The organism is Kordiimonas sp. (assembly GCF_965216265.1).
In the GTDB taxonomy this organism is placed as follows: Bacteria; Pseudomonadota; Alphaproteobacteria; order Sphingomonadales; family Kordiimonadaceae; genus Kordiimonas.
In genome coordinates this window covers 542,969-556,192 of sequence record NZ_OZ244153.1, presented here as the reverse complement: position 1 = coordinate 556,192, position 13,224 = coordinate 542,969, and the positions used below count along the sequence as shown (strand labels likewise).

General features: G+C 55.3%; 8 protein-coding genes. 4 read left to right on the top strand and 4 right to left on the bottom strand.

Going from position 1 to position 13,224, the window contains the following annotated elements; translation table 11 throughout:
- The 3 genes from ligA to ACOOGA_RS02540 all read left to right on the top strand — a co-directional run bounded on the left by ligA (position 1) and on the right by ACOOGA_RS02540 (position 3,962).
- Positions 1-2,376 (top strand): NAD-dependent DNA ligase LigA, encoded by a 2,376-nt coding sequence (gene ligA / locus ACOOGA_RS02550; protein WP_417460145.1) that lies wholly within the window; start codon positions 1-3, stop codon positions 2,374-2,376.
- A 68-nt stretch (positions 2,377-2,444) separates the two neighbouring features.
- Positions 2,445-3,413 carry a TIGR00341 family protein gene (locus ACOOGA_RS02545; RefSeq protein WP_417460144.1) on the top strand — a complete coding sequence of 323 codons (969 nt, stop codon included), beginning with the start codon at positions 2,445-2,447 and terminating at the stop codon, positions 3,411-3,413.
- Between the two features lie 222 nt (positions 3,414-3,635).
- Positions 3,636-3,962: a hypothetical protein gene (locus tag ACOOGA_RS02540; RefSeq protein WP_417460143.1), complete on the top strand. Its 327-nt coding sequence runs from the start codon at positions 3,636-3,638 to the stop codon at positions 3,960-3,962.
- Positions 3,963-4,028: 66 nt separating this feature from the next.
- Here the strand turns inward: ACOOGA_RS02540 and ACOOGA_RS02535 are convergent, their stop codons facing one another.
- The 3 genes from ACOOGA_RS02535 to ACOOGA_RS02525 all read right to left on the bottom strand — a co-directional run bounded on the left by ACOOGA_RS02535 (position 4,029) and on the right by ACOOGA_RS02525 (position 9,211).
- Positions 4,029-4,937 carry a 50S ribosomal protein L11 methyltransferase gene (locus ACOOGA_RS02535; protein ID WP_420429434.1) on the bottom strand — a complete coding sequence of 303 codons (909 nt, stop codon included), beginning with the start codon at positions 4,935-4,937 and terminating at the stop codon, positions 4,029-4,031.
- Between the two features lie 17 nt (positions 4,938-4,954).
- Positions 4,955-7,324: an ATP-dependent helicase gene (locus tag ACOOGA_RS02530; protein WP_417460668.1), complete on the bottom strand. Its 2,370-nt coding sequence runs from the start codon at positions 7,322-7,324 to the stop codon at positions 4,955-4,957.
- Between the two features lie 78 nt (positions 7,325-7,402).
- Positions 7,403-9,211 (bottom strand): chloride channel protein, encoded by a 1,809-nt coding sequence (locus ACOOGA_RS02525; protein WP_417460141.1) that lies wholly within the window; start codon positions 9,209-9,211, stop codon positions 7,403-7,405.
- Positions 9,212-9,484: 273 nt separating this feature from the next.
- Between ACOOGA_RS02525 and ACOOGA_RS02520 the strand changes: the two genes are divergently transcribed.
- On the top strand, positions 9,485-12,970 hold the full coding sequence (locus ACOOGA_RS02520; protein ID WP_417460140.1) for an AsmA family protein: 3,486 nt from the start codon (positions 9,485-9,487) through the stop codon (positions 12,968-12,970).
- Here the strand turns inward: ACOOGA_RS02520 and ACOOGA_RS02515 are convergent.
- A complete protein-coding gene (locus ACOOGA_RS02515) occupies positions 12,967-13,203 on the bottom strand; it encodes a ribbon-helix-helix domain-containing protein (RefSeq protein WP_417460139.1) in 237 nt (78 codons plus the stop codon). The genes ACOOGA_RS02520 and ACOOGA_RS02515 overlap by 4 nt on opposite strands.
- Positions 13,204-13,224: the final 21 nt, after the last annotated feature.

Here is a 13,224-nt window from a genome sequence, read left to right as displayed (position 1 = left end):
ATGGCTGAGGACAGCGATATTCCGGTCGGGGATTTGCCAGTTGATGACCTGAATGAAAAGCAGGCCAGAGCTGAGCTCGCTCGTCTCGCCATGGAGATATCCTATCATGACCAGCGCTATCATGGCGAGGACGCTCCGGTTATCTCAGATGCTGACTATGATTTGTTACGGAAGCGAAATGAAGGAATAGAACAGCGGTTCCCAGCGCTTGTAAGAACGGATAGTCCGTCAAAACGAGTGGGTGCGGCAGTGCGTGCCAGCAAGTTTGAAAAGGTTACTCATTCACGCCCCATGCTGTCACTTGAGAACGCCTTCAGTGGCGAAGATGTGGCGGAATTTGTGGCGCGGGTGCGGCGGTTTTTGGGACTAGGTGCGGCGGACAGTGTAGCGCTGACGGCTGAACCAAAGATCGACGGTCTCTCGCTTGCCCTTCGGTATGAAAAAGGGGAGCTCACTCAGGCCGCAACCCGGGGCGACGGCGCGGTTGGCGAGAATGTCACCGCTAACGCACGCACCATTGAGACAATCCCCGAGCGTCTCGCGGGAGACAGTTGGCCTGATGTGATCGAGGTGCGGGGCGAAGTTTATATTGGCAGGGCTGATTTCCTCGCGCTCAATAAGGCGCAGGAGGAAAAGGGCGGCAAGGTCTTTGCGAACCCGCGCAATGCCGCCGCGGGCAGCTTACGCCAGTTGGATAGCAGCATCACGGCGTCGCGCCCTTTGAAGTTTTTTGCCTACGCCTGGGGTGAGGTGTCCGAGATGCCAGCCACCACGCAAATGGGCATGATCGAGCTTTTCAAAGCTTGGGGTTTTGATGTGAACCCTTTGATGCAGATGTGCGACGGTGCTGATGCAGCCATTGCGCATTATGACATGATCGCAGCAGAGCGTGCGACGCTCGACTATGATATCGACGGTGTCGTCTACAAGGTGGACCGACTTGACCTGCAGGACAGGCTTGGCATGGTGGCGCGTGCGCCGCGCTGGGCCATCGCCCACAAGTTCCCCGCTGAAAAAGCGGCAACAATCCTCCGGGATATCGATATTCAGGTGGGTCGCACGGGCGCGCTCACACCTGTTGCGAAACTTGAACCGGTGACTGTGGGCGGCGTGGTGGTCTCGAACGCCACACTTCATAACCGGGACGAGATAGCCCGTCTGGGCGTGCGCATCGGCGACACTGTGATTATCCAGCGTGCGGGTGATGTGATCCCTCAGGTTGTTGAGGTGGTGCAGGAGAAGCGCCCGGCAGAATCTGTCCCATTCGATTTTCCCGAGGAATGCCCGGTTTGTGGCTCCCAAGCTGTGGCTGAGGGCGATGACGTGGTGGTACGCTGTACTGGCGGGCTTATATGCTCCGCGCAGCTTGTTGAGCGGCTTCGGCATTTTGTCAGCCGTAACGCGTTTGACATTGAGGGCCTTGGCAACAAGCAGATCGAGGCTTTTGTGAACTGGGGCTGGGTCAGTGAACCGGGTGATATCTTCGAGCTGTCAGCCAAGGTTGATGAGTTGAAAGGTAAAGAAGGGTGGGGTGACAAGTCAGTCGATAACCTTATGGCCGCGATTGAAGAGCGTCGGAATATCGATTTTCACCGTTTCCTTTTTGGCCTAGGCATCCCGAGCATTGGCCAGGAGACAGCCAAGCTTTTAGCGCGCCATTTTGGCGGGATAGATGCGCTGGTTACTTACCTTAAAGATGTACTCGCCCTTATTGAGGTGCTGGAAAAAGAATTCAGCCCGCAGGAAATTTCGTCCCTCAACTATGTGCTGATGAAGTTTGGCTCACTGAAGGCATTTGAAGATGCACTTCGCCCCGGTGATTTACTTGCTGACCCAAATGCCTACGTTGTGCTTGTGAAAGAACGCGTAGAGCGGATAACTGCGGGCCAGCTTAAGGGTGATAATATCAAACTCACGCATCTTGAGACGGTTGCAACGTTTCTGGAGCGTGATAATTTCCGCTTTCCTTCTGATACAGCCCGCGCACTCTATACCACCAATCAGGAGCTAGCAGCCATCGACGGCATTGGTGTTGATGCCATTCTCAACATTGAGGATTTTTATACCGAGCCAAAGAACCGCAAAGCGTTTGAACGGCTGATTGGCCTGCTTTCCATCAATGAGATGGCAGCGCAAGCAAACGACAGCCCGGTCACCGGCTTGACCGTGGTATTTACCGGTAGCCTAGAGAAAATGACACGCAGCGAAGCCAAGGCAAAAGCAGAGTCGCTCGGTGCCAAGGTTGCAGGCTCTGTTTCCAAAAAAACCGATATCGTTGTGGCTGGTCCTGGTGCGGGTTCAAAGCTCAAGAAAGCGGCGGACCTCGGCGTGCGTACCATGAACGAGGACGAGTGGTTGGCTTTCATAGCGACCTAGGAATAACGCCTCTTGTGGTGCGGATAGGGCTGCATTAGGCTTTCCTCCAGGCAAGGACAGGGAAGCTTATGTCACTCAAAATGTTGCAGATTACAGCGCCGATCTCGGCAGAGGCCAACATCAAAGCCATCTCGACATCGCATGAATGCGTCATTTCCTATCATAAGGGTGTGGCGCTTGATGAGGACCACGCGCTCTTTTTCCTGCTCACCCGGTCCGGAGACAGGCAAAAGGCTATCGACGCGCTTCAGCAGCTTCTTAGTCTTTCATCGAAAGCCCGAATTTCCATCCTGCCAGTTGAGACCACTTTGCCGCATGTAGAGCAGGAAGGAACGGCTGACACACGGGAAGAGTTGTTCCAGAAGATGGGCCAAGGCGCCCGGCTCGACATGAACTTCATGATTCTCACGTTCCTGTCGACCATTGTGGCGCTTATTGGTTTGATGCAAAACAATGTGGCTGTCGTGATTGGTGCGATGGTGATCGCGCCGCTTCTGGGGCCCAACCTCGCTTTTGCCTTTGGCACGTCACTTGGCAACAAAGAGATGATGACACAGTCATTTGTGACAGCTTTTTCGGGGATATCGCTCGCGGTCGCAGTGTCTGCACTGATTGGATTCGTTTGGCCAGAACTCCCTGATAGCTGGGAGCTCATGAGCCGGACAGAAGTTGGCCTTGGTGGTATTGCGCTTGCGGCGGCGTCTGGTGTTGCTGGTGTGCTGTCGCTGACGTCGGGGCTATCGATGACCCTTGTGGGGGTTATGGTTGCTGTTGCGTTGCTGCCGCCTGCAGCGACATTTGGGTTTATGCTGGGGCAGGGCGAGCTTAAATTGGCTTACGGCGCACTCTTGCTGCTGGTGGTAAACGTAGTGTGCGTGAACCTCTCTGGCCTTCTGGTTTTCCTTGCCAAGGGTATTCAGCCCCGCCTGTGGTTTGAGCGGCGCATGGCAACCCCCTATGTCCTTGGTGGCATTGCGCTTTGGACGGTTTTATTAGCCATACTCATGTTTGTTATTGCCTTTCGGCCTGCAGGCTAAATTATTTCACTTCTTTCGCCGAAATGTCACCAGGCTGCCTTTTTGTTACCAAAATGTGACCTGCGTCATGCGGGAAGGTAATTGAATATAGTTATGCGTTTTATGCATGGCTACCACGCAAATTTAACGCCTTCTTAATCATATCGAACAGGCCTATCTAAGCGGCGTCAGCAAGGGCTGACAAATAAGAATAAGCAGCGAGATTGGTTAAGGAGATTACCGATGGCAAAAGTAGCAAATGAATTTGTAACGCTCGAAGCATATAGCTTCATGGGTTTGATGGCAGCGAATGGCAAAGTGCCTGGCGCCGTGTGTGGCCGCAAAGATAAAGAGTTTTTTCTGGTAACTGCAGAAGAAACCGTTTCCGAGCTTGCATTGGACCTGACAGCCAAAGGTGATTTCTTCACGTTGATGACCGCAAACGGCATGATGCGCGCTGAACCAGTTCGCAAACCTATCCAGTTCAAAATTACCCGTCCAAGCAGCCTTGGCGGCGGTTTTGGCGGCATGGGTGGCGGTGCCTTCGGTGGCGGTGCACTGGCTCACTAAGAATTTCCCCAAGTGGCCTGGCGGGATAACCGCCGAGGCTGCGATCCTCAGGTCTCTTTATGAGGCTTATGGCTTGCGCAATGTAAGCGCGAGCCACTCCCCTTTCTCTACTCTGCCCAGAGTTACTAGTCCTCGAGCCTTATAGGCGTCGAGGACTTCTTTTTTCTGGGTCACGAGCAAGCCCGAAAGCACCAGAGTGCCGCCTGCCGCCAGTGCGTCCGTGATATCGGCTGACAGGTCTATCAATGGCCCTGCGAGGATATTGGCGACGATCAGGTCAAAAGGACTGTCGCCTTTGAACGCGGGATCATCAAGTCCGGCGGCAACCACGGTGGCGATGCCCGCTTTGTTTTCGCCCGGTTTGCGGGAAACACCAGCATTAATCTCGATATTCTCGTCCGCAACCACAATGGCGATGGGGTCGATATCGCTCGCGACAACATGCGCATTTGCCCAAACCTTATGAGCACCAAGAGCAAGCACACCAGAGCCTGTGCCCAGGTCGAGTATCTTGTGAGGGGTAATCTCATTCGCCAGGCTGTCTATAACCTCAAGGCAGGCGGCTGTTGTCTCGTGTTTGCCTGTGCCGAAGGCTTGGCCCGCGTCGACCTGCAAGTTGATGCCTTCCCTACGTGCCTTGTCTTTGTCGTGCGCGCCAAACACAAAGAACCGGCCTGCCTCAACGGGCGAAAGCAGTTTTTGGCTTTCGCTCACCCAGTCCTTGTTCTCTACGGCTGCAAAGTCATGCTGCCAATTGGTAAGGTCAGCACGTTCAAGAAGCTCTGGTACAAACCTGTCGTCGGGCTTTTCGGCGAAGAATATCTCAACCATCCATAAGGGTTGCCCGGGTTGTTCAAAATAGGACAGGGTTGGCGGAAACGCACCGCGCTCTTCGCCCATCACTTCCAGAAGTGCTTCAAGCGCTTCCGCGCGCTCAAGCGTCAGTTCGCCTTTCAGGCACCAGATTTCAGACATGGAAGCTCCTTAAGCCCTCAGGCGCGGGTGACATAGGTATCGACAACACGTTTGCTGCCAGCTTTATCAAAAGCCACCAGAAGTTTGTTGCCTTCAACATCCTCGACGATGCCATAGCCAAATTTATCGTGAAAAACACGCTCCCCGACCGCAATGTCACTAACTTGTGGTTTCGGTTTTGGCTTTCGGCTTGTCGTGGTGGGCATATCGATGGTCTTATTGCTTCGGCCATAGCCGGACTGTTGCTGCCGCCAGTTTTGTGCGCGCTGCCAGCCCGGCCCGTATTTATCGCCGGATGAGGTATAGTATCCGTCAGAGCCACCACTGCCAAAGTCGTCATAGGTATCGCCCCAGCTTCCGCGGTTGCTTCGGCCGCTGTATAGTCCTTGCGCCGATTCCATTTCCACATGTTCGCCGGGAAGTTCTTCGATGAAGCGGCTGGGCAGGCTGGATTGCCATTGGCCAAACACCTGCCGGTTGCCTGCGAAATAGATATAGGCCTTTTGTTTCGCCCGTGTGATCCCCACGTAGCCGAGCCGGCGTTCTTCCTCCAACCCACGTACGCCGGTTTCGTCCAGCGCGCGCTGATTAGGGAACAGGCCTTCCTCCCACCCCGGCAGGAAAACAGTATCAAACTCAAGCCCCTTGGCCGCATGAAGGGTCATCAGTGTCACCTTCTCCTGCGTCTCGTTGCTGTCATTTTCCATAACGAGGGCGATATGCTCAAGATAGCCACCAAGGTTCTCAAATTCCCCCATTGAGGAAACCATTTCCTTGATATTCTCGATCCGGCCAGCGGCGTCAGGCGATGTATCGTTTTGCCACATCTCCATATAGCCCGATTCTTCGAGCAGCATTTCTGTCACTTCGGTGTGGCTGTGGCTATGTAGCAGGCCGCGCCAACGGTCAAAGTTATCCATCAAACGGGTGAGTGATTTGCGGGCCTGTGGCCTCAGCATATCAAGCCCGGTGATCTGGCGGGCAGCCCGCGTCATCGAAATGCCGTGGGACCGCGCGAGGTGATGCACTTTTTGCACTGCAGTTGTGCCGAGGCCGCGCTTGGGCACATTCACGATACGTTCAAACGCCAGGTCATCATCAGGCTGGGAGATCACGCGCAGATAGGCCATAACGTCCCGAATTTCAGCACGTTCATAGAAACGCGGTCCACCCACAACGCGATAGGGTAGGCCAAGCGTGATCATGCGTTCCTCAAACTCACGCATTTGGAAACCAGTGCGGACAAGGATCGCGATCTCGCTAAGTTTATTGCCTTTATGCTGGAGGCTTTCGATCTCTTCACCGATGGCGCGGGCTTCTTCTGGGCCGTCCCATACACCGCGGATGTCGAGTTTTTCACCGTCATCCTGATCGGTCCACAGTGTTTTGCCGAGCCGGTCTTCGTTGCCTGCAATCAGACGTGACGCAGCGGCCAGAATGTGACCGGTGGAGCGGTAGTTTTGCTCAAGCTTGACAACCTTGGCACCGGGAAAATCGGTAGAGAATTTGAGGATGTTCCCAACCTCGGCGCCGCGCCAGCCGTAGATGGACTGGTCGTCATCGCCCACACAGCAGATGTTTTTGGAAGCCTGTGCCAGCAGCCGTAGCCACAGATATTGTGCAACGTTGGTATCCTGGTACTCGTCCACCAGAATATAACGGAACTGATTGTGATACTCGCGCAGTACATCCGGGTTGCTTTGGAACAGCGTGATAACATGCATCAAAAGGTCGCCAAAGTCACAGGCGTTCAGGACCTGCAAGCGTTCCTGATACTGTTCATAAAGTGTGCTGCCCAGCCCGTTTGCGAAGGCAAAAGCTTCCCCTTGGGGCACTTTGGCTGTTGAGAGCGCGCGGTTTTTCCAGCGATCAATAAGCCCCGCGAGCGTGCGGGCGGGCCAGCGTTTCTCATCAATATTCTCGGCCTGAATCAGCTGCTTGAGCAGCCTGATCTGGTCATCGGTATCAAGAATGGTGAAGTTGGATTTGAGGCCGACAAGCTCTGCATGCTTGCGCAATATTTTCACGCAGACCGAGTGAAACGTACCAATCCACATACCTTCAACTGGGCGGTTGATAACGCGCGCAACGCGGTTTTGCATCTCCTTGGCGGCCTTGTTGGTAAAGGTAACTGCAAGGATATTCCAGGGTGCCGCGCGGCCCGTGGCCATCAAATGACCGAGCCTTGTAGTGAGGACGCGGGTTTTGCCAGTGCCCGCACCTGCCAGCACCAGAAGCGGACCGTCTGTCGCCAAAACCGCTTCCCGCTGAGGCGCGTTCAAGCCTTCAATATACGGCGGCGGGATATCGGCGCGCGGTGCTAGGGCGGGGGCAGGCGCTTGGGTGTCGCCGTTATCCAGATCATCAAGGTCAAAAGGGTCGCTCATCATTGGGGGTCTATAGCACCCAATGGGAGGCACGAAAAGGGCGGCGATGGTGTGGGGTGAAATTCTTCACAGGCGAGTTTAAACACGGCGGCGCAGGCGGGTGTCGCCGCCCTGGCTTTCTAGCAGGGCACGATTATATTCCTGCATTACATCGCGGTGCCGGATAAGCCCGACAACTGTGTGGCTGCTGTCGGCAGAGACCACCGGCAGTGTTTCCTCCCCGCTGACATCAAGTTTATGCAGCGCGACTTGAAGCGGTTGGTTTGCCTTCACGGTTTGTGGAAGGTCACGCATATATTCGCCCACGATATGGGTGCGGGCAGTGTCGCCTTCAAAAATGTCCGCAGGCAGTTGGCCAAAGCTCAGAACACCAACCATGGCACCGGTCTCGTTTGTGACTATGAGCATGCCGCCGCCTTGGGTAACGAGAAGCTCACGCGCCTTGATGGCGGGTTCCGTGTCGCGCACGGTGAAAAAGTCGCGTGTCATATGATCTGCTACCCGGGCGGATTTCAAAAGGTAGGTCGCTTTGCCGCCTTCAAGCCGGATCCCCCGGTTTGCAAGCTGCATCAGGAAGAAGGATCGCTCATAAAAGGTGCTGGTGACCATGCTGGCAACGGCAGATGCGATCATGACTGCAATGGTGACATTATAGTCCCCGGTAATCTCAAACACGATAAGCATAGTTGAAATGGGCGCGCCCAGTACGGCGGATGCTACGGCCCCCATGCCAACAACCGCATAAAGGCCGGGCGTGGATGCAAGCTCAGGGAACACGGCGCCAGCGGCGATGCCAAACGCGCCGCCAACCATGGCGCCCAAGAAGAGGGAAGGGGAGAAGACCCCGCCCCCAAACCGGCCGCCATAACAAATGATGGCGGCAACCATTTTTGCAATTACGAGCGAAATTAGCAGTTCAAAACCATACTCGCCGTTTAGTGCCTTGCTTGTTGCCTCATACCCCACGCTCAGAACTTCGGGGAAATAAAGCGCGATCAAACCAACACAGAGCCCCGCGATAGCCGGTTGAAGCCAATAGGGCACCTTGCTGATTTTGCCACGTATTTTGTCAGCCCAGTCGAGGCCCGACATGAAAATGACCGCCGCCAATGCTGATGCGATACCTAATATGAAAAACGCGGGAAACTCCCAAAAGCTTGTGATGGCATATTCGGCTGTGTGGAACGCTGGGAAGTTGCCAAGATGCGCGCGACTGATAAGTGTGCCCGCGATGGCGGAAATCACCACAGGGGCGAAGGCGTGCAAGGCATAGTGCCCGATAATAACTTCAAGCGCGAAGAAAACACCGGCGATGGGCGCATTGAAAGATGCAGCAACAGCTGCCGCAACACCGCACCCAAGCAGGGTGCGCGCGATGGACGGGTTGAGGTGTAATATGCGGGTGACAACCGCTGCCAGTGTTGCGCCTATATGCACAACCGGCCCCTCGCGGCCAAGGGATGCGCCAGAGCCCAGAGAAATCAGCGTTGTTCCTGCGCTTACAAAACCTTCCTTGAAGTTAAGTTTGCCTTCCCGGATGGCCGCCGCTTCAATCACGTCAGATACGGCGCGGGTTTGGTGTGTGGGCAAAAAACGTAACAGTTGCCCAACAACAAGACCGCCAATAACCGGAATGGCAATGAGATGGTACCAGGGTAGAGAAGCTGCGCCTGTCGCGAGTTCGGCTTCATTTTGGCCAAAGCTGAATAAAAGGAGTTCACCGATGCCCAGGTAAAAGCCGATAGCGGCATAGCCTGCAATCACGCCAACCAAGGCCGCTATGGCCGTGATGGCGCCAAATTCATATCCGCCTGCGCTAAAAAGCGAGGCTCGGATACGTCGCCGTTGCCGTTGGAACCAGTTACGTTTGATATGCTCCTGCGGCATGATTAGCGATTCCTCGTCATGCTGAAACAGGTCTCGCCCATAAAGGGCCGTGTGGTTGCCAAATGAAAAGCTATTTGCGGTGTTCTTCTGGTGATCATGGTACCCAAATCAAGTGTCTTTTCCGCAGCTTAGTGTCAGAAATTCAAAAGGTTAAGAATTTTCGCCGTAAGCTTGCCTAATTGATGTGAATACTTGGGATGGTCACTTGCATTCAGCGTTCTCATTGCGCACTCTGACGGTGGAGATGCGCGTGGCGTGCAACGGAGGATTGGAATGAAAAAAGGCAAAATCACAAAAATCCTTACATGGCTTGTGGGCAGCCTGGTCGGGCTGGTCGTGATAGCTTCCGTTGCGGTTGGATTTCTTGACTGGAATCAGTATCGCGGCAGGCTTGCTTCTCTTATTTCAGAGCAAACCGGCATGCGCGTGGAACTCGCGGGCGATATTCGGCTTGGCTTGTTGCCGAGGCCATCAATGTCTGCCGAGCAAGTTCGAATGTTCCCGATGCAGGATGGTGTGGTCGAGCCTGTGGCGACGGCAGAGCTGATTGAGGCAAGGCTTGGTATCTCGGCGCTCCTGAAGGGTGGGTTGGATATTCAGCATCTGGGCCTGAACGGTCTGGCGGTTACACTTGAAGAACGCGAGAACGGCAGCATCAGCCTTCGCGGCTGGCCGGAGGCCCCGGCTGAAGATGAGGTGGCTGAAACCGCAGCACCTATCAAGTTAAACCGGCTGGAACTTCAGGGCGGCAAAATCACCCTTATGAACGCTGACGGTACGACGCGTGTTTTTGAAGAAATACAGCTCGACTTTTCCGGCAGCTTGCCTGACGGGCCCTTTGAGTGGGAGGGCGGGTTAAAAACAGCAGGCCAGCAGGTAACGACTGTTGGTAAGCTCAGGCCTTCCCGTGAAGAGGGTGTGACCTCTGTGAAAGTAGAGGCAGCGCTTGCAGGTGGTTTGGCGGATATTTCAGGCAGGCTGGACGACGGCAGTTTTGCAGGCCGGGTACAGCTGGGTGGTGACGCGCTGGGGCGCTTTGTGGCCGCCGCAACTGCCATGGGTACAGGCACGCCAGGTAGCGCTATGTTGCCGAACGAGGCCTTTGAACTTGATTTGCAAGTTGAGCGCACTTCCGGCGTGACCCGTGTAACCTCTCGTACATTTAAGGCTGCGGAGACACAGGGCCGGGTTGATCTGACACTGGCTGAACGTACGGGTAAAACCCATGTGGGTGGCACGCTCTCCCTCGGCATTGTTGATCTTCAGCCGTGGATGGACGCTGTGCAACAGGCGAGTGGCTCGCCAAGCACAGAGCAGGCAAGCAACACAGCGGCACCACCGGAGTTGCCTGTTTCTGGTAGCATTGATGTCACCATTGAAGGTGTTCGCGTATTGGACGGTTTGATCCAGCAGGTAGATTTCGCACTCGGCGTTGGTGATGCGGGCCTCTTCGTCGGTGACGCGCAGGCGCTTTTCCCTGGTGCAACCAGTGTCAATTTCTCTGGTCGTATCGGGGCTGATATGCGTGGCAGCGGCAACCTGAACGCGACCTCGGGCAACTTGCAGGACATGTTGCGCTGGCTCGGCTATGACCCAAGCGGGCAATTGGCGCCCGGGCGTCTCGCTACAGCGGATTTTGCTGGAAAGCTGGAGCTTGATGGCAGCCGGTGGTTGGTATCCAACATCAAAAGCCGACTGGATACGACCAACATCAGTGGTGGTATCGTGGGGACCCTGAACGGCGGTTGGCCAACAAATGTGACCCTGCAGGCCGATAACATTAATCTGGACGCCTATCTCCCTGAGAATAAACCGGCTTCCGCAGGAACAGCGGCTGAACCCGCGCAAAAAACAGCCGAGCTGTTTGCCATGTTGCCGGAAAGCACGTTACGCTTCGGTTTTAAGGCATCTGCCATTCAATGGGCGGGACAATCGTTCCGGGATTTCAGTGTTGATGCGCAAGTCGCCAACTCCGGCGTTAAGGTAAATTCGCTGACACTGAAAGGCGGCAAGGGCACACTGCAATTGGCCGCGCAACTGCGCCCCGCAGGCTCCGACATAGAAATAGACGGTGACGCGAAGCTGGCGGACTGGCCGATGCCTTTCGTGCTGGCGGTAATGCCCGACATGCAGCCCTTTATTCGGGCGAGTGGCATGAGCGGCTTTGATGGTAGCTTCAGGCTTTCAGGCCCTCTCTCCAACCTGCATCTCTCCGCCAACGCATCAAACGGTGAGGCCCGGCAGATAGCTGCGAACGGCACCGTTGCGTATGTGGCGGATAGTCCGCTCGCGTTTGATATCCGCGGCACGCTCAAACATGAGAACCTGCGGGCGCTGGCCTCCCAAACCGGGTTTGAAATCAATGGTGGTGCCGCCGCAGACCTGACCTTCAGTGCCAGTCAAAAGGCGAATGCCCCCATCAAGATGGATATCAGTGGCGAATTTGCAGGCGGCCAATTGCTTGCCAAGGGCGAACAGGGCGAAAGCAGAAGCACCTGGCAGGTTACCTATGACCACAAGCGTGCGCAGGCCGCGGCGCGTAAATTCTTGCCTGCCATGACTGTACCAAACCCGGCCCAACCGCTTCGTGTTGCGGCAAACGTAAGCCTGTCGGAAGGTGCTTGGGCGCTAGAGACGCTGGACGTTCGTAACGGAGACGCGCAAATCGCGGGTAACGTGGGCTCAGACAACAAAAGCCGGTTATATGGCAGGCTCAGGGGCTCAGGCTTTGTGTTCAATAACCTGACAGGGAACGCGGCCAATAAGCAGCCCGCACCGGCACAGGAAGGCGAACCCTTCAATTTCGAGGCTCTACGTGGCTACTCCGGCCAGGTTGATCTGGCCCTTGAAGGCGTTACTCTTGCGGGCCAGAAGGTGCAGGCACCGGGTGCGGCGCTCACCGCTGGTGATGGCTTGATCAGGCTTGATCTCGGCAGTAGTGCTCTGCTCAATGGTCAGCCTGTGACGGTTGCGGTCGATCTCGATGTCAGCGGAGCGCCAACGGTGCAGGGCAACATTGTTGTCAAAGAACTGGATATCGCATCCATGCTGCTGTCAGAGGGGTTCGGCAGGATTGCTGATGGTGTGGCATCCTTCAACTTCAATTTCAATGCAAGCGGCGAGACACCGGAAGCCATGCTGGGTAAACTGCGTGGCCGAGGGGAAATTACCGGCCGAGCGGGCGCCTTGAACTTTCTGAGTGTACCTTCGCTTGTGCGGGAGATGTCGCAAGCTTCAACACCCACCGGGTTCCTCACCTCAATCGGAGGTTTCCTGCGGCAAGGTAAAACCAATTTCGCGGCCCTTGAGACACGCTTCACACTTGATGGCGGTGTGGCACTTGTTGAGACACTTTCCGCAAGTGGCCCTTGGGGTGCCTTGTCTCTCGATGGGCAGGTGAACTTTAGCGAGAGCTTGATGGACCTGAAGGGGCAGCTCAATCTGACCAGTCCGCAAGATGCACCGGTTATCCCGGTTAAATACTCGGGCTCCCTCAACAACCCCTCCACGAACTGGACAAGCCGCGCGCTTGAAAGTTTTGTGATTGCGGGTATCGAACGACGCATCCGCACCAGCCTGTTCAAAGAGCAGGAAAACCGCGAAGCGACCACTGGTGAGGCCGCTAACAACCCTGCCGGTGAGGTGTTTAGCCGCGCGTTCGGTTTCCTGAACAACCTGAAAAAAGCGCAGGAAGAAAAAAAGAAGAAAGAAGCTGAGGCCAAAAAGGCTGAAGAAGAAAAAGACGGTGACGGCACCTAGCCGGTTGGCGTCTTTTTCTCCAGCGTCTGCAATATAAAGGCGCGGATGGCGCCTGAAAGGGAGCCGCTCCGCGCTTCGTCCAATTGGCGAACCAACTCGTTCACTGATGTCTTGCGGTCTTGGGCAATCTTTCGCAGGTGCCGCCAGAAACAAACCTCCAATGAAATTGATGTACGGTGCCCCGAAAGGGTCACCGAGTGTTTCTCAAGCTTTGCATCATCAAGATCGTACATGCGGCGATCTTGCATCTTGGT